The 17,514-nt window shown below is 60.9% G+C and carries 17 protein-coding genes; 2 read left to right on the top strand and 15 right to left on the bottom strand.

Annotated elements, in window-relative coordinates; genetic code table 11:
• Positions 1–31 precede the first annotated feature (31 nt).
• From J4E53_RS24605 to J4E53_RS24570, 8 genes are all read right to left on the bottom strand, one after another.
• Complete coding sequence (locus J4E53_RS24605; protein WP_060740161.1) at positions 32–919, bottom strand: ABC transporter permease subunit; 888 nt, start codon at positions 917–919, stop codon at positions 32–34.
• On the bottom strand, positions 916–1,836 hold the full coding sequence (locus J4E53_RS24600) for an ABC transporter permease subunit (protein ID WP_060740160.1): 921 nt from the start codon (positions 1,834–1,836) through the stop codon (positions 916–918). The genes J4E53_RS24605 and J4E53_RS24600 overlap by 4 nt, the downstream gene beginning before the upstream one ends.
• On the bottom strand, positions 1,833–2,975 hold the full coding sequence (locus tag J4E53_RS24595) for an ABC transporter ATP-binding protein (RefSeq protein WP_060740159.1): 1,143 nt from the start codon (positions 2,973–2,975) through the stop codon (positions 1,833–1,835). Before J4E53_RS24595 ends, J4E53_RS24600 begins: the two co-directional genes overlap by 4 nt.
• A 59-nt stretch (positions 2,976–3,034) precedes the next feature.
• Positions 3,035–4,132: a polyamine ABC transporter substrate-binding protein gene (locus J4E53_RS24590; protein ID WP_060740158.1), complete on the bottom strand. Its 1,098-nt coding sequence runs from the start codon at positions 4,130–4,132 to the stop codon at positions 3,035–3,037.
• A gap of 184 nt (positions 4,133–4,316) precedes the next feature.
• Positions 4,317–5,414 carry a polyamine ABC transporter substrate-binding protein gene (locus tag J4E53_RS24585; protein WP_060740157.1) on the bottom strand — a complete coding sequence of 366 codons (1,098 nt, stop codon included), beginning with the start codon at positions 5,412–5,414 and terminating at the stop codon, positions 4,317–4,319.
• Between the two features lie 181 nt (positions 5,415–5,595).
• Positions 5,596–6,960 (bottom strand): aspartate aminotransferase family protein, encoded by a 1,365-nt coding sequence (locus J4E53_RS24580; RefSeq protein WP_103310517.1) that lies wholly within the window; start codon positions 6,958–6,960, stop codon positions 5,596–5,598.
• A 58-nt stretch (positions 6,961–7,018) separates the two neighbouring features.
• Positions 7,019–8,377: a glutamine synthetase family protein gene (locus J4E53_RS24575; protein ID WP_060740155.1), complete on the bottom strand. Its 1,359-nt coding sequence runs from the start codon at positions 8,375–8,377 to the stop codon at positions 7,019–7,021.
• 40 nt (positions 8,378–8,417) lie between these two features.
• Positions 8,418–9,194 carry a gamma-glutamyl-gamma-aminobutyrate hydrolase family protein gene (locus J4E53_RS24570; RefSeq protein WP_060740154.1) on the bottom strand — a complete coding sequence of 259 codons (777 nt, stop codon included), beginning with the start codon at positions 9,192–9,194 and terminating at the stop codon, positions 8,418–8,420.
• 278 nt (positions 9,195–9,472) lie between these two features.
• Between J4E53_RS24570 and J4E53_RS24565 the strand changes: the two genes are divergently transcribed.
• Together J4E53_RS24565 and J4E53_RS24560 are read left to right on the top strand one after the other, a co-directional pair.
• On the top strand, positions 9,473–10,849 hold the full coding sequence (locus tag J4E53_RS24565) for a glutamine synthetase family protein (protein WP_025216023.1): 1,377 nt from the start codon (positions 9,473–9,475) through the stop codon (positions 10,847–10,849).
• A gap of 303 nt (positions 10,850–11,152) precedes the next feature.
• On the top strand, positions 11,153–11,791 hold the full coding sequence (locus J4E53_RS24560) for a TetR/AcrR family transcriptional regulator (RefSeq protein WP_060740153.1): 639 nt from the start codon (positions 11,153–11,155) through the stop codon (positions 11,789–11,791).
• Positions 11,792–11,999: 208 nt separating this feature from the next.
• Here J4E53_RS24560 and J4E53_RS24555 read toward each other — a convergent pair whose 3' ends face one another.
• From J4E53_RS24555 to J4E53_RS24525, 7 genes are all read right to left on the bottom strand, one after another.
• Complete coding sequence (locus J4E53_RS24555) at positions 12,000–12,215, bottom strand: molybdopterin-binding protein (protein ID WP_003177394.1); 216 nt, start codon at positions 12,213–12,215, stop codon at positions 12,000–12,002.
• A gap of 25 nt (positions 12,216–12,240) precedes the next feature.
• On the bottom strand, positions 12,241–13,047 hold the full coding sequence (gene ssuB, locus J4E53_RS24550) for an aliphatic sulfonates ABC transporter ATP-binding protein (RefSeq protein WP_060740152.1): 807 nt from the start codon (positions 13,045–13,047) through the stop codon (positions 12,241–12,243).
• Positions 13,044–13,826: an aliphatic sulfonate ABC transporter permease SsuC gene (gene ssuC, locus J4E53_RS24545; protein ID WP_060740151.1), complete on the bottom strand. Its 783-nt coding sequence runs from the start codon at positions 13,824–13,826 to the stop codon at positions 13,044–13,046. Before ssuC ends, ssuB begins: the two co-directional genes overlap by 4 nt.
• Before the next feature lie 7 nt (positions 13,827–13,833).
• Positions 13,834–14,982: an FMNH2-dependent alkanesulfonate monooxygenase gene (gene ssuD / locus J4E53_RS24540; protein ID WP_103310519.1), complete on the bottom strand. Its 1,149-nt coding sequence runs from the start codon at positions 14,980–14,982 to the stop codon at positions 13,834–13,836.
• Positions 14,983–15,007: 25 nt separating this feature from the next.
• Positions 15,008–15,973, bottom strand: a complete 966-nt coding sequence (locus J4E53_RS24535) for a sulfonate ABC transporter substrate-binding protein (protein ID WP_060740149.1) — start codon at positions 15,971–15,973, stop codon at positions 15,008–15,010.
• A 90-nt stretch (positions 15,974–16,063) separates the two neighbouring features.
• Complete coding sequence (gene ssuE / locus J4E53_RS24530; protein WP_060740148.1) at positions 16,064–16,657, bottom strand: NADPH-dependent FMN reductase; 594 nt, start codon at positions 16,655–16,657, stop codon at positions 16,064–16,066.
• Between the two features lie 212 nt (positions 16,658–16,869).
• Entirely contained in the window at positions 16,870–17,508 is a 639-nt protein-coding gene (locus J4E53_RS24525; RefSeq protein WP_024617266.1) for a peroxiredoxin, read from the bottom strand.
• Positions 17,509–17,514: the final 6 nt, after the last annotated feature.

Here is a 17,514-nt window from a genome sequence, read left to right as displayed (position 1 = left end):
AGCTCGCTCCCACAGGTAGAGCTGCGTCGGGTTAGACCGGTGCGGTCTCGGCCCGGCGGACTTCCGGTTGTTTCCAGGAGTCGGCAGCGCTTTCTTCGATGGCTTGCTGGATCGCGCGCTTGCGGTTCTCTTCGGCGCGGCGGCTGAAGTACCAGACCAGGAAGGTCACCAGCGACACCGCCAGCAGGATCAGGCTCGCCACGGCGTTGATTTCCGGTTTTACCCCCAGGCGCACGGCCGAGAAGACTTCCATTGGCAAGGTGGTCGAGCCGGGGCCGGAGACGAAGCTCGCCAGCACCAGGTCATCCAGGGACAACGCGAACGACATCATGCCCCCCGCCGCCAGTGACGGCGCGATCATCGGGATGGTGATCAAAAAGAACACCTTCCACGGCCGGGCACCCAGGTCCATGGCCGCCTCTTCGATGGACAGGTCCAGCTCACGCAAACGTGCCGAGACCACCACCGCCACATAGGCCGCGCAGAACGTGGTGTGGGCGATCCAGATCGTGACGATGCCACGCTCCTGGGGCCAGCCAATCATCTGCGCCATGGCGACGAACAGCAGCAACAGCGACAGACCGGTGATGACTTCCGGCATCACCAGCGGCGCGGTGACCAGGCCGCCGAACAGCGTGCGGCCCTTGAAGTGGGTGATGCGGGTCAACACGAAGGCCGCCAGCGTCCCCAGGGCCACCGCGGCAATCGCCGTGTAGCAGGCGATTTCCAGCGAGCGCACCACCGAGCCCATCAACTGACTGTTGTCCAGCAGGCCGACGTACCACTTGATCGACCAGCCACCCCACACCGTCACCAGTTTCGAGGCGTTGAACGAATAGATCACCAGGATCAGCATCGGTGCGTAGATGAACAGCAAACCCAGCACCAGCATCAGGCTTGAAAAACTGAAGCGCTTCATTCCTTGCCCTCCATTTCTTTGGCCTGACTGCGGTTGAACAGGATGATGGGCACGATCAGGATTGCCAGCATCACCACCGCCAGGGCGGATGCCACCGGCCAGTCTCGGTTATTGAAGAATTCCTGCCACAGCACTTTGCCGATCATCAGGGTTTCCGGGCCGCCCAGCAGTTCCGGGATGACGAACTCGCCCACCACGGGGATGAACACCAGCATGCAGCCGGCGACGATGCCGTTCTTGGACAGCGGCACGGTGATTTTCCAGAAGCTGTTGAAGGTGCTCGACCCCAGGTCCGACGCGGCTTCCAACAGGCTGGCGTCATGTTTCACCAGGTTGGCGTACAACGGCAGGATCATGAACGGCAGATAGGAGTAGACGACCCCGATATACACCGCCAGGTTGGTGTTGAGGATCTGCAGCGGTTCGCTGATCCAACCCATGCTCAGCAAAAAGCCGTTGAGCAAGCCGTTGTTGCTGAGGATGCCCATCCACGCGTAGACGCGGATCAGGATCGCGGTCCAGGTCGGCATCATGATCAGCAGCACCAGCACCGTCTGCATCTCTTTGCGGGCATTGGCGATGCCATAGGCCATCGGGTAGCCGATCAGCAGGCACAAGAGCGTGCTGATCAGGGCCATTTTCAGCGAACCGAGGTAGGCGGCGATGTACAACTCGTCCTCGCTCAGCATCGCGTAGTTGGCGAGGTTGAGCAGCACCTGCAGCTTCTGGTCAACGTAGCTGTAGATCTCGGTGTATGGCGGGATGGCCACGTCGGCTTCGGCAAAGCTGATCTTCAGGACGATGAAGAACGGCAGCATGAAGAACAGGAACAGCCAGATGAAGGGCACCCCGATGACCAGTTGGCGGCCACCGGGCGTTATTCGATCGAGTCGGCGTTTGAGTTTGCGCATGTTCATGAGCGAAGCACCACGCCGCTGTCGTCTTCCCACCAGACGAACACCTGGTCGCCCCAGGTCGGGCGCTGGCCACGGCGTTCGGCGTTGGCGACGAAGGACTGCACCAGCTTGCCGCTCGGCAGCTCGACGTAGAACACCGAGTGGCCGCCCAGGTAGGCGATGTCATGGACCTTGCCGCTGGACCAGTTGTGCTCGCAGGTCGGCGGCTCGGAAGTGACCAGCAGCTTTTCCGGGCGAATCGCGTAGGTCACCGACTTGTCCTGCACCGAGGTACTGATGCCGTGGCCGACGTAGATATTGCGGTCCAGGTCCTTGCAGGTCAGCACCGCGTGGCCTTCGGCGTCGTCCACCACTTCGGTCTCGAAGATGTTGACGTTGCCGATGAACTCGCAGACCAGCCGGCTGGTCGGGGTCTCGTAGATGTCGATCGGGCTGCCGATCTGGGCGATCCAGCCCAGGTGCATGATCGCGATACGTTCGGCCATGGTCATGGCCTCTTCCTGGTCGTGGGTCACCATGACGCAGGTCACGCCAACCCGCTCGATGATTTCCACCAGCTCCAGTTGCATCTGCGAGCGCAGTTTCTTATCCAGCGCGCCCATCGGCTCATCGAGCAGCAACAGCTTCGGGCGCTTGGCCAGGGAACGGGCCAGGGCCACACGCTGGCGCTGGCCGCCGGAGAGCTGGTGCGGCTTGCGCTTGGCGTACTGGCTCATCTGCACCAGCTTGAGCATCTCCGCCACGCGGGCATCGATCTCGGCCTTCGGGATCTTGTCCTGTTGCAGACCGAAGGCGATGTTCTGCGCCACGGTCATGTGCGGGAACAGGGCGTAGGACTGGAACATCATGTTGATCGGCCGCTCATAGGGCGGCATGTCGGTGATGTCCACACCGTCGAGGAAAATCCGCCCCTCGGTGGGCCGCTCGAAACCGGCCAGCATGCGCAGCAAGGTGGATTTGCCCGATCCCGAACCGCCGAGCAAGGCGAAGATCTCGCCTTTCTTGATTTCCAGGGACACGTCGTCCACGGCAATCGTCTCGTCGAACTTCTTCGTGACCCGGTCGATTTTGACCAGCACCTGCTTGGGTGTCTGGTCGCCCTCGAGGGCTTTCTTATAGGCGCCGGAGGCAACTGCCATTTACGAAACTCCCACAGAATTTGCAGTTCGCCCCACGCGGACGAACAAGAGTGTTGAGGTTATTTACCCGACTTGACCTTGGTCCAGCTGCGGGTCATGAGTCGTTGGATCTTGGGCGGCAACTCGGAGTTGACGTAGAGCTTGTCGACGACCGCTTGCGGTGGATAAACCGCTTCATCGGTGCGTACTTTCTGGTCCATCAGCTCGCCAGCCTTCGGGTTCGGGTTGGCATAACCGACAACGTCACTGACCTGGGCGATGACCTCAGGCTTGAGCACATAGTTGATGAAGGCATGCGCTTGCTTGACGTTGGTGGCGTCACGCGGGATCGCCAGCATGTCGAACCAGAGATTGCCGCCTTCCTTGGGAATCACATAGGCGATGTTGACGCCCTTGCCGGCCTCGCTGGCACGAGCCCGGGCCTGGAAGATGTCGCCGGAGAAACCGGCCGCCACGCAGATCTCGCCATTGGCCAGGTCGGAGATGTATTTGGAGGAATTGAAATAAGTCACGTAAGGCCGGATCTTGAGCAGCTGCGCCTCGGCCTTCTTGTAGTCTTCGGGGTCTTCGCTGTTGGGGTTCAGGCCCAGGTAATTGAGCATCGCCGGGATCATTTCGTCGCCCGAGTCGAGGAACGAAACACCGCAGCTGGACAGCTTCTTGATGTTTTCCGGTTCGAACAGCATGGCCCAAGAATCGATCTTCTCGACGCCCAGGACCGCCTTGATCTTCTCGACGTTATAGCCGATGCCGTTGGTGCCCCAGAGGTAAGGCACGGCGTACTGGTTGCCCGGGTCGTTCTTTTCCAGGCGCTTGAGCAGCACAGGGTCGAGGTTGGCGTAGTTGGGCAACTGCGCCTTGTCGAGCTTCTGGAACGCACCGGCCTTGATCTGCTTGCCCAGGAAGTGGTTGGACGGCACGACCACGTCGTAGCCGGTACGCCCGGCCAGCAACTTGCCTTCCAGGGTTTCGTTGGAGTCGAACACGTCATACACCGGCTTGATGCCAGTGGCTTTTTCGAAATCCGCCAGGGTGGTCTCGCCGATGTAGTCCGACCAATTATAAATATGCACGGTGGAAGCGGCCTGGACACTGACGGCGAGCGTCAGGCCGGCGCCGACCAGCAAGGCGTTGCGTAACAAAGAAAAGACTGGCACGTGGAGGTCCTCTTAAATAGTTGGGCCCAAGTTGCCCCCGTTACTTGGCCACGATGGACCCTGCAACAAAACCGGCGCGCAACTTACCCTCGATAAACCGATCCAGCAAAACTTTTAGTTATTGAGCTGCTCCTGTTGCCGCCGCGGCGATGCCAGCGACAACAGGAGGATGCTTCAGACCGGCTTATTTACCGGATTTGATCTTGGTCCAGCTGCGGGTCAGGATCCGCTGGGTCGCTGGCGGCAGATCGCTGATGGCGTACAGCTTGGCCTTCACTTCGTCCGATGGGTAAATGCTCGGGTCACCGGAGATTTCCTTGTCCACCAACGCGGTGGCGGCCTTGTTGCCGTTAGGGAAACGCACGTTGTCGGTGATCTGCGCCATGATTTCCGGCTGCATGATGAAATTCATCCATTTATAAGCGGCCTCGACATTTTCGGCATCCTTGGGAATGGCGACCATGTCGTAGAACGAACCGGCACCTTCCTTGGGAATGGTGTAGGCCACTTTCACTTTGCCGCCAGCCTCGGCAGCACGGCTCTTGGATTGCTCGATATCACCCGAGTAGCCCACGGCGACGCAGATGTTGCCGTTGGCCAGGTCGGAAATGTATTTGGAAGAGTGGAAGTAACCGATCGATGGACGCAATTTGAGGAACAGTGCTTCAGCCTCGGCCAGTTGCTTCTTGTCCTGGCTGTCGGTCGGGTAGCCAAGGTAATGCAGGGCCACCGGAATCATTTCGGTTGGCGAATCGAGGAAGCTCACGCCGCAGCTCTTGAGCTTGGCGATGTTCTCGGGCTTGAGCAGGGTGTCCCAGGAATCGATCTTGTCGACGCCCAATGCGGCCTTGACCTTCTCGGGGTTGTAACCGATGCCGATGGTGCCCCACATGTAAGGGAAGGCGTGTTTGTTGCCCTGGTCGCTGGCATCGCCGACAGCCTTGAGCAGGTCGGTGTCCAGGTTCTTCCAGTTCGGCAGCTTGGACTTGTCCAGCTCCTGGTAGACGCCGGCCTTGATCTGCTTGGCCAGGAAGTTGTTCGACGGCACCACGATGTCATAACCGGACTTGCCGGCCAGCAACTTGGCTTCCAGGGTTTCGTTGCTGTCGAACACGTCGTAGACGACTTTGATCCCCGTTTCTTTCTCGAACTTGGCGACGGTGTCCGGCGCAATGTAGTCGGACCAGTTGTAGACATGCAGCACTTTGTCGTCCGCCTGGACGGCGCCCGCCATCACGCCCATCAGTGACATGGCGAGGAGGGTCTTGCCAGCTATCTTCATACCTAATGCCTTCATGGATTGATGCTCCAGTTATTCTTTTTAGCCACGTTCAGTAGCCGGCTCGCGGGCAACTTGAACAGGCGGTAGTCTGGCAAGTTACAGGGCAGGCTTTCAACACAGGCCCAGCCTTTTGTTCACGCTGGGCGAGGCCCTTGCAGGCACCTCGCTCAGAGCCTAGCACTTAGCCCTGCAACGCACTGAGCGTCAGGTCCAGGCACTGCCGCGCCTTGGTCACCAATTCATCGATCTCGGCCTTGCTGATCACCAGCGGCGGCGCAATGATCATGGTGTCGCCCACCGCGCGCATGATCAGCCCGTTATCGAAGCAGAACTGCCGGCAGATCATGCCCACGCCCTTGCCTTCGTAGCGTTTGCGCGTGGCCTTGTCCTGGACCAGTTCGATCGCCCCCAGCAAACCGACCCCGCGTACTTCACCCACCAGCGGATGATCGTTCAGTTCCCGCAAACGCTTCTGCAAATAGGGTGCCGTTTCGCTGTGGACACGCTCGATGATCTTCTCGTCGCGCAGGATGCGGATGTTTTCCAGGGCCACCGCCGCGGCCACCGGGTGACCGGAGTAGGTAAACCCGTGGTTGAAGTCACCGCCTTCGTTGAGCACCGCGACCACGTCGTCGCGCACGATCAGCCCACCCATGGGGATATAGCCGGAGGTCAGGCCCTTGGCGATGGTCATCATGTGCGGTTTCAACCCGTAATGGTCGGTACCGAACCACTCACCGGTGCGGCCGAAGCCACAGATCACTTCGTCGGCCACGAACAGAATGTCGTACTTGGCGAGGATTTCCTTCATGCGCGGCCAGTAGCTGTCCGGCGGCACGATCACGCCACCGGCGCCCTGGATCGGCTCGGCGATGAAGGCCCCGACGTTGTCCACGCCGATCTCCAGGATCTTTTCTTCCAACTGGTTGGCCGCCCACACGCCGAACTCTTCGGGGCTCATGTCGCCGCCTTCACCGAACCAGTAAGGCTGGGCGATGTGGACAATGCCCGGGATCGGCAGGTCGCCCTGCTCGTGCATATAGGTCATGCCGCCCAGGCTCGCGCCCGCGACGGTCGAACCGTGATAACCGTTCTTGCGGCTGATGATGACTTTCTTGTTCGGCTGGCCCTTGATCGCCCAATAGTGGCGGACCATGCGCAGCATGGTGTCGTTGCCCTCGGAGCCGGAGCCGGTGAAGAACACGTGGTTCATGCCTTCAGGGGCGATGTCGGCGATGGCTTTGGACAATTCCAGCACCGGCGGGTGGGCCGTCTGGAAGAACAGGTTGTAGTACGGCAGTTCACGCATCTGCTGGCTGGCGGCGTCGGCCAGTTCCTCACGGCCATAACCGACGGCCACACACCAGAGGCCGGCCATGCCGTCGAGGATCTTGTTGCCTTCACTGTCCCAGAGGTAGACGCCCTTGGCGTGGGTGATGATGCGCGGGCCTTTCTCTTTGAGCTGCTTGAAATCGCTGAACGGCGCCAAGTGATGATCGTTGCTCAGGGCCTGCCATTCACGGGTTTGCGGGTTATTGCGGGTCATGCGAATTCTCCTGTTATCGGTGGGGGCGAAGCTGCCTGAAGCAGCCTCGCCCGGCGCTTCAGACGGCAAAGAGCAGGAATTCCCGCTCCCACGAACTGATGACGCGCTTGAAGTTTTCATGCTCGGCCCGCTTGACCGCGACGTAGCCTGTGATGAATTTCTTGCCCAGGTACTTCTCGATGGTGGTGCTGTTTTCCATGCGTTCCAGGGCGTCTTCGATGGTCAGCGGCAAACGCAGGTTGCGGCGCTCGTAGCCACGGCCCACCACCGGCGCGCTCGGGTCGATGCCTTCGACCATGCCGATGAAGCCACACAGCAGGCTGGCGGCAATCGCCAGGTACGGGTTGGCGTCGGCGCCCGGCAAACGGTTTTCCACCCGACGGTTCTGCGGCCCGGCATCCGGCACGCGCAGGCCCACGGTGCGGTTCTCTTCGCCCCACTCCACGTTCACCGGTGCCGAGGTGTCCGGCAGGAAGCGGCGGAACGAGTTGACGTTGGGAGCGAACAGCGGCAACAGCTCGGGGATGAACTTCTGCAAGCCACCGATGTGGTGCAGGAACAGATCGCTCATGGTCCCGTCTTCATTGGAGAAGACGTTCTTGCCGGTTTCCTTGTCGATGATGCTCTGGTGCAGGTGCATCGCACTGCCCGGCTCGCCGGTCATGGGCTTGGCCATGAAGGTGGCGGCCACGTCGTGCTTGAGTGCCGCCTCGCGCATGGTGCGCTTGAACACCAGGATCTGGTCGGCCAGGGACAGGGCATCGCCGTGACGGAAATTGATTTCCATCTGCGCCGTGCCGTCCTCGTGGATCAGGGTATCGAGGTCCAGCTCCTGCAGTTCGCACCAGTCGTAGACGTCTTCGAACAGCGGATCGAATTCGTTGGCCGCTTCGATCGAGAAAGACTGGCGACCGGTTTCCGGGCGGCCGGAGCGGCCAATGGGCGGTTGCAGCGGAAAGTCCGGGTCGTCGCTGCGCTTGGTCAGGTAGAACTCCATTTCCGGCGCCACGATAGGCTGCCAACCTTTGTCGGCATAGAGCTTGAGCACTTTCTTGAGCACGTTGCGCGGCGACAGCTCGATGGGGTTGCCCTGCTTGTCGTAGGCGTCGTGGATGACCTGGGCGGTGGGCTCGATGGCCCAGGGCACAAGGAACACGGCGTTCTCGTCCGGGCGGCAGATCATGTCGATGTCAGCCGGGTCGAGCAGTTCGTAATAGATGTCGTCTTCGACATAGTCGCCCGTAACGGTCTGGAGCAGAACGCTCTCGGGCAGGCGCATGCCTTTCTCGGCGATGAACTTGTTGGTCGGCGAGATCTTGCCCCGGGTGATACCGGTCAGGTCGCCAATCATGCATTCGACTTCTGTGATCTTGTGGTCTTTCAACCAATCGGTGAGCTGGTCGAGGTTGTTACTCATAAATGCCTCTAGGCGTGAGTTTCCTGACTGCTATTAGTTGTCAGGCGTTGTTTGACGCATCTGCGTCGCGTTGTGTTGCCCTTGCTCGGCAGGCATCGCCAAATGCCTGGAAAATCGCAAGGTAGTGCGGGTTAGAGCTTACCTCCCATTCAGGGTGCCATTGCACACCTAAAGCAAAAGCCTTGCCTTCTGGCACCGAAACAGCCTCGATCAGGCCATCGGGCGCCACCGCTTCGGCCCGCAGCCCAGGCGCCAGGCGCTCGATGCCCTGGCTATGGATCGAGTTGACCTCAATCGACTGGGGCAGCCCCAGGCCTGCCAGTATGCCGCCAGGCTGGATGTCCACGGCGTGGGCAGGACCATATTGGACCTCCACCGCTTGAGTATCGTCTTCACGATGATCGATGAACGTTCCGACTTCATGAACTTTCTGATGCAGGCTGCCGCCAAAGGCTACGTTCATCTCCTGGAAACCACGACAAATGCCCAGCACCGGGACGCCCGCCTCGACAGCGGCGCGGATCAGCGGCAGGGTGGTGGCGTCCCGTGCAGGATCATGGGCAGTGCCCGGCGCGCTGGCTGGGCCCTGATAATGAAAAGGTTCTACATTGGAAGGAGAGCCGGTCAGAAGAATGCCGTCCAGGGCGTCCAGAATATCGGACGGTGGGAACAGATCCGCCAGGGACGGGACCAGCACTGGCAAGCCCTTGGCGGCTGTCGCGACAGCCCGGGCATATTTATCGCCACTGGTGTGATAAGCATGCAGACCCATCTGCCTGGAGCAGGTGGTGACGCCGATTAACGGCAGGCGAGACATGAAGCACCCCGGTATTATTGCTGTTATGGGTTTGAATCGAGCTTAGCCTTGTTCATTTTTTTACACAACACCCCCGTAAAAAATACAACACGGCCCGCTCAAGCCTGCGGGCGCCAAGGCCCCTAAAGGGAAAAAAACGCCCTAAATTGCCTCAAAAAAGCCCTGCAGGTGCTTTTTTAGGGCAAAAAAGGCCCTGCTTGACTTCGGCATGCCGTTCGGGTTGACTGGCTTTCGAAGAGATCAATGATTGATATTTTTAACAACAAAGGTGTTGCATCATGTCGGTACCCCCGCGTGCCGTTCAGCTTAACGAAGCGAACGCGTTCCTTAAGGAACATCCTGAGGTTCTGTACGTTGACCTTCTGATTGCGGATATGAATGGTGTGGTGCGCGGCAAGCGCATAGAACGCACCAGCCTCCACAAGGTTTACGAGAAAGGCATCAACCTGCCGGCCTCTTTATTTGCCCTGGATATCAATGGCTCTACGGTGGAAAGCACCGGCCTGGGCCTGGACATCGGTGATGCTGACCGAATCTGTTATCCAATCCCTGACACCCTGTGCAACGAGCCTTGGCAGAAGCGCCCGACTGCGCAACTGTTGATGACCATGCACGAACTCGAAGGCGAACCTTTCTTCGCCGATCCCCGTGAAGTCCTGCGCCAAGTCGTGACCAAGTTCGATGAACTGGGCCTGACCATCTGCGCCGCATTCGAGCTGGAGTTCTACCTGATCGACCAGGAGAACGTGAATGGACGCCCACAACCGCCTCGCTCGCCGATTTCCGGCAAACGCCCGCATTCGACACAGGTCTACCTGATCGATGACCTCGACGAATACGTCGATTGCCTCCAGGACATTCTGGAAGGGGCCAAGGAGCAAGGCATTCCCGCCGATGCCATCGTCAAGGAAAGTGCCCCGGCGCAGTTCGAAGTGAACCTGCACCACGTGGCCGATCCGATCAAGGCTTGCGACTATGCGGTCCTGCTCAAGCGCCTGATCAAGAACATCGCCTACGACCATGAAATGGACACCACCTTCATGGCCAAGCCGTATCCGGGCCAGGCGGGCAATGGGTTGCACGTCCACATTTCGATTCTGGATAAAGACGGCAAGAATATCTTTGCCAGCGAGGATCCCGAGCAGAACGCCGCACTGCGTCACGCGATCGGCGGTGTGCTCGAGACCCTGCCCGCGCAGATGGCTTTCCTCTGCCCGAACGTCAACTCCTACCGTCGTTTCGGCGCACAGTTCTACGTGCCGAACTCGCCGACCTGGGGCCTGGACAACCGCACCGTGGCCTTGCGCGTGCCGACCGGCTCGGCCGATGCCGTGCGCCTGGAACACCGCGTCGCCGGTGCCGATGCCAACCCCTACCTGCTGATGGCAGCCGTGTTGGCGGGCGTGCACCATGGCCTGGTCAACAAGATCGAGCCCGGTGCGCCGGTGGAAGGCAACAGCTACGAGCAAAACGAGCAAAGCCTGCCGAACAACTTGCGCGATGCCCTGCGCGAGCTCGACGACAGTGAAGTCATGGCCAAGTACATCGATCCGAAATACATCGATATCTTCGTGGCCTGCAAGGAGAGTGAGCTGGAGGAGTTCGAACACTCCATCTCCGACCTCGAGTACAACTGGTACCTGCATACCGTGTAAGCGGTTGCAGTAAAAAAGACGCCGCAGGCCTTCGGGGCTGCGGCGTTTTTTTGTATTTGGGGGGATGGCCGCCTTCGGCGGATCGCGAGCCAGCTCAGCTCCCACAGGGGATTTGCGGTGCTGACTTGAAATCACCACAAACCCAATGTGGGAGCAAGCTCAGCTCCAACCGGGGCTTTGTGATCGTTTGGTCTGATTCACTGAGTATTGCTCTGTGGGAGCAAGGCTTGCCCGCGATGAGGGCCGGGAAGACAACACCGGACCCGACTCGTACAATGCCCGGCAGCCCCGCAGGAGAGCTTCATGACACGCATCGCCACACCCCGCAAACCCCGCGCACGCAGCCAGGCCCGGATCGACACCATTCTCGATGCCGCCCGTACGCTGCTTGCCGCCGAAGGCGTGGCCAGCCTGTCGATCTACAGCGTCGCCGAGCGCGCCGGGATCCCGCCCTCTTCCGTGTACCACTTCTTCGCCAGCGTCCCGGCCCTGCTCGAAGCCCTGACCGCCGACGTCCACGCCGCTTTTCGCGCTGGCCTGCAGGCACCGATCGATCATGCGGCGCTGAACCATTGGCACGACCTGTCACGGCTGGTGGAGCAGCGCATGCTCGCCATCTACAACCAGGACGCCGCCGCGCGCCAGTTGATCCTGGCCCAGCACGGCCTGACCGAAGTCACCCAGGCCGACCGCCAACACGACCTCGAGCTGAGTGACTTGATGCACAAGGTGTTCGACCACCATTTCGCCCTGCCGCCCCTGCCCGGCGACGTCGATGTGTTCGCCCTGGCCATGGAGCTGGGCGATCGCGTCTACGCCCGCTCGATACAGCAGCACGGCCAGATCACCCCACGCATGGCCGAAGAAGGCATGCGGGTGTTCGATGCGTACCTGGGGCTGTACCTGCCGCCGTATTTGCCCAAGCGTGAAATCATCCGGTGATGACAGCCACTGTCAGTTGACCCGTGGGAGCAAAGCTTGCTCGCGATAGCGGTGGTCCAGCCGATACGGTTTTCAACGGTCATGCCCAATCGCGAGCAAGCTTTGCTCCCACAGACTTCTGCGCCGCTTGGTCCTTGACTGACCGGCACTACGCTATAGAAAAGCCCCGAAGGGCTCACGCCGTCCGGGGCTGTGGGTGAAGCATCGTTCACAACTTGGCGATAGACACCTCGGTGGATTTGACGAAGGCGATCACTTCGCTGCCAATCGCCAGTTCCAGCTCCTTGACCGAACGGGTGGTGATGACCGACGTGACGATGCCGGAAGCAGTCTGCACGTCGATTTCCGACAGTACGTCGCCTTCGACGATTTCCTTGATGGTGCCTTTGAACTGGTTGCGTACGTTGATGGCTTTGATAGTCATGGTGTCGATTCCTGTCTGGATGAAGTTATTGCGCCCAACGCAATTGCGTGGGCAAGGGTGAAACGGGTTCGGGATCCGGCGGTTGGCCGGGCAAGGACAGCACACGGTTGAGGACTTCGGTTTCCAGGCTGGCCAGGCGATGAGAGCCGCGAGCCCGTGGACGCGGCAGGTCGATGGCCAGGTCGAGGCCGATCTGGCCGTCCTCGATCAGGATCACCCGATCGGCAATCGCCACCGCTTCGCTGACGTCGTGGGTCACCAGCAACACCGTGAAGCCGTGCTGCCGCCAGAGGTTTTCGATCAGTTGCTGCATCTCGATACGGGTCAGGGCGTCCAGCGCTCCCAAGGGTTCGTCGAGCAGCAACAGCCGGGGCTTATGAATCAATGCGCGGGCCAGGGCCACCCGTTGCTTCTGGCCGCCGGACAGCGCCGCCGGCCACTCATGGGCGCGGTCGGCCAGGCCCACCGCTTCCAGTGCCTGCAACGCTTGCGGGCGCCAATTGCCCTTGAGACCGAGGCCGACGTTATCGATGATTTTTTTCCAGGGCAGCAAACGTGCCTCCTGGAACATCAGCCGCGTGTCTTCCCGTGCATCGCTCAACGACGCCGAACCGGCCAGCAGCTGTCCACCGGTGGGCTGATCGAGGCCAGCCAATAAACGCAGCAAGGTACTTTTGCCACAGCCACTGCGACCGACCACGGCCACGAACTGCCCGGCCGGGATATGCAGGTCGATGTCGCGCAAGACCTGGCGCGTGCCGAAGGTTTTTTGCAGCTTGCGCACCGCCAGCGGGATGCCACGCAGCAGATGCGGAGGTTGTTGGGCGGTCATGCCACACCTCCCTTGTTCACTTGGTACGCCGGGTGCCAGCGCAGCCAGACCCGCTCAAGCCCGCGAGCGGCCAGGTCGGCCAATTTGCCCAGCACGGCGTACAGGAGAATCGCCAGCACCACCACATCGGTCTGCAGGAACTCCCGGGCATTCATCGCCAGGTAACCGATGCCGGAGCTGGCCGAGATGGTTTCCGCCACGATCAGCGTCAGCCACATGAAACCCAGGGCAAAGCGCACGCCCACCAGGATCGAAGGCAAGGCCCCCGGCAGGATCACCTGGCGAAACAGGCTGAAGCCGGACAAGCCGTAGCTGCGGGACATCTCCACCAGCGCCGGGTCGACGTTGCGAATCCCGTGGTAGGTGTTGAGGTAGATGGGGAACAACGTGCCCAGGGCCACCAGGAAAATCTTCGCCGACTCGTCGATGCCGAACCACAGGATCACCAGCGGAATCAGCGCCAGGTGCGGGACGTTCCTGACCATTTGCACGGAGCTGTCCAGCAGGCGTTCGCCCCATTTCGACAACCCGGTGATGAAGCCCAGGGTCAGGCCGATGCCCCCGCCGATCAGGAAACCGACCGCTGCGCGCCAACCGCTGATCGCCAGGTGTGTCCAGATTTCGCCGCTGCGCACCAGGTTGACCCCGGCTTCGATCACCGCCACCGGTGCCGGCAGGATCCGCGTGGACAACCAGCCAGCCGATACCGACAGTTGCCAGACCGCCAGCAACAGCAGCGGCACCGCCCAGGGCGCGAGGTTGTGGATGATTTTCTTCATGGCCGCCTCAGCTCTGGGACGCGGCTTTGGGCAGGATGTCGTTGGCGACCATTTCACCGAACGGACTCACATAGCCCTGGCTTTTCGGCAGCTCAGGGCGCTCCACGTCCAGGTGCGGGAACAACAGTTCCGCCACGCGATAGGACTCTTCCAAGTGTGGATAACCGGAGAAGATAAAGGTGTCGATGCCCAGGTCAGCGTACTCCTTGACCCGCGCCGCCACGGTCGGGCCATCGCCCACCAGCGCCGTACCGGCACCGCCGCGAACCAGACCGACACCGGCCCAGAGGTTGGGGCTGACTTCCAGCTTGTCGCGACGGCCACCGTGCAGGGCGGCCATGCGTTGCTGGCCCACCGAATCGAAGCGCGCCAGGGAGGCCTGGGCACGGGCGATGGTGTCGTCGTCCAGGTGGGAGATCAGCCGGTCGGCCGCCTGCCAGGCTTCGGCGTTGGTTTCCCGCACGATCACATGCAGGCGAATACCGAAGCGCACGGTACGGCCCAGTTTCGCTGCCTTGGCCCGTACCTGGGCGATTTTTTCCGCCACGGCCGCGGGCGGCTCGCCCCAGGTCAGCACCATTTCCACTTGCTCGGCGGCGAGGTCCTGGGCGGCTTCCGACGAGCCGCCGAAATACAGCGGCGGACGCGGTTGCTGGATCGGCGGATAGAGCAGCTTGGCGCCCTTCACACTGATGTGCTCGCCGTCGTAATCCACGGTCTCGCCTTCCAGCACCCGGCGCCAGATGCGGGTGAACTCCACTGAGGCCTGGTAGCGTTGCTCGTGGTCGAGGAACAGGCCATCGCCGGCCAGTTCGTCCGGGTCACCGCCGGTCACCAGGTTGAACAACGCCCGCCCGCCGGACAACCGGTCGAGGGTCGCGGCCTGACGCGCCGCCACCGTCGGGGAAATGATCCCGGGGCGCAGGGCCACGAGGAATTTCAGGCGCTGGGTCACGGGAATCAACGAAGCGGCCACTAGCCAGGAGTCCTCGCAGGAACGCCCGGTGGGGATCAGCACGCCGCCGAAGCCCAGTCGATCCGCCGCCTGGGCGACCTGCTGCAGGTAACCGTGATCGACGGTGCGGGCGCCTTCGGCAGTGCCAAGGTAATGGCCGTCGCCGTGGGTAGGCAGGAACCAGAAAATATTGAGGCTCATGGAGTGGTCTCCTAAAGGAATCGAATTACTGCGCGTTCGCGACGGCCGCCGGCGGCGTCCAGATCACGTCCTTGATGCTCAAGGGCTTGGGAATCAATTTGAGCTGGTAGAAGCTGTCGGCGATTTTCTGTTGTGCCGCCACCACTTCCGGCGTGAGGAACAGCGCCCCGTAGCCTTGGCGTTTCACCGACGTCAGGGTGATGTCCGCCGGCAGGCCCAGCAGCGGCGAGACCTGCTTGGTCACGTCTTCAGGGTTGGCCTTGGACCACTCGCCGACTGCGCGCACTTCCTCCACCAGGGTCGTGATGACCTGCGGGTGCTTCTGCGCATAGGGTTTGGTGGCGAGGTAGAACTGGTGGTTGTCGACGATGCCCTTGCCGTCACGCAGGGTGCGTGCCTGCAACTGTTGCTCGGCGGCAGCCTGGTACGGGTCCCAGATCACCCAGGCGTCCACGCTGCCCCGTTCGAACGCGGCACGGGCGTCGGCCGGCGGCAGGAACACAGTCTGGATATCGGAATACTTGAGGCCGGCGTCTTCCAGCGCCCGCACCAGCAGGTAGTGGACGTTGGAGCCTTTGTTCAGCGCGACTTTCTTGCCCTTCAGGTCTTGCACCGACTGGATGGCCGACCCCTTGGGCACGAGGATGGCTTCGCTGGTGGGTGCCGGTGGTTCGTAGGCGACATAGAGCAGATCGGCGCCCGCGGCCTGGGCAAACACCGGCGGGGTTTCACCGGTCACGCCAAAGTCGATGGAACCGACGTTCAAGCCTTCCAGCAGCTGCGGGCCGCCGGGGAACTCGGTCCATTGCACGTCCACGCCTTGGGCGGCGAGGCGCTTCTCCAACGACCCCTTGGCCTTGAGCAGCACCAGCGTGCCGTATTTCTGATAACCGATCCGCAAGGTCTCGGCTTGAGCTTGAGCGATGACGCCGAGGGACACAGCCGCAGCAAACAGAGCGACCAGCCCGCGACGCAAAATGACAGTGCGCATGGCGCCTCTCCTTTCTGCTGTGGGGTTTTGGCTGCACCTGCTGGGCCGTTGGCGGCTGAGTAAGGTGAGTTGAATCAGGGTGTTCGGGGTTCAAATGCTCCAGCGAGCACTCAGCAAACGTTCGTTCAATACATTGGGGTCCAGCGGCCTGGGCCGACGGGCCATGGCACTGAAAAACTGTTCCAGCGCCTCATTCAGGCGCTGTTGCAGGGCCGGCGTCAATTGCGCCTGGGCGCTGCCCTCGCCGTAAGCGATCTGGCTGTCTTCGGCAAAGATCCCGTGGAGCATTTCCTGGGCCTTGAGCGCTGACAACACCGGCTTGAGGGCGTAGTCCACCGCCAGCATGTGGGCGATGCTGCCGCCGGTTGCCATCGGCAACACCACTTTATGGGCCAGGGCGCGCTCAGGCAGCAGGTCCAACACAGTCTTCAGTGCGCCGGAAAAAGACGCCTTGTACACCGGCGTGGCGATCAACAGGCCATCAGCGTTTTCGATCTGCTGGAGCAGGTCCACCACCTTCGGGCTGTCGAAACGGGCATGGAGCAGATCTTCGGCCGGGAAGTCGCGTACCTGATAACTCACCACTTCCACACCTTGCTGCTGCAACCAGCGTTGCGAACGTTCCAGCAGCACCCCTGAGCGGGAGCGTTGGCTGGGACTGCCACCGAGTGAGACGACCAACATGCCTACCCTTCCTTAACTGTCACGTGCGATTCGCGGCGGGCGATCTCGCTGCATGGGTCAAACCATAACAGGGGATTCATATATCTTTAAATCATATTTATTCATTTGGTTATGCAATATAGATATATTCAATATCCTTTCCCTGGCGCAATAAAAAAAGGCCGTCGAAACGGCCAAAACCCTTGGTGCACAGGTTCAGATCAGGTGTTGCGTCAGCGATTGGGTTGCGGGGTGAGGCGCAGGTAGGGCTTCACGGCGCGGTAACCCTTGGGAAAGCGCTGCTTGAGTTCCTCTTCATCCTTGAGCGACGGCACGATCACCACTTCATCACCGTCCTGCCAGTTGGCCGGGGTGGCGACTTTGTAGTTGTCGGTCAGCTGCAGGGAATCGATCACCCGCAGGATCTCGTTGAAATTGCGCCCGGTGCTGGCCGGATAGGTGATGGTCAGGCGAATCTTCTTGTTCGGGTCGATCACGAACAGTGAGCGCACGGTCAAGGTGTCGCTGGCATTGGGGTGGATCAGGTCGTACAGGTCCGAGACCTTGCGGTCGGCATCGGCCAGGATCGGAAAATTGACCACGGCGTTCTGAGTCTCGTTGATGTCCTCGATCCACTTATGGTGCGAGTCCACCGGGTCCACCGAAAGGGCAATGGCCTTGACCCCGCGCTGGGCGAACTCGTCCTTGAGCTTGGCGGTGAGGCCCAACTCAGTGGTGCATACCGGTGTGAAGTCCGCCGGGTGGGAAAACAGCACACCCCAACTGTCGCCGAGCCATTCGTGGAAGCGAATCTTGCCGGCGCTGGAATCCTGCTCGAAGTCGGGGGCGATGTCGCCAAGTCTGAGGCTCATGGTGCG

The sequence above is a fragment of the Pseudomonas sp. FW305-28 genome, assembly GCF_017351395.1.
GTDB lineage: Bacteria > Pseudomonadota > Gammaproteobacteria > Pseudomonadales > Pseudomonadaceae > Aquipseudomonas > Aquipseudomonas fluorescens_AA.
The sequence above is the reverse complement of the archived record's forward strand: the minus strand, read 5'-3'. Positions and strand labels throughout refer to the sequence as shown.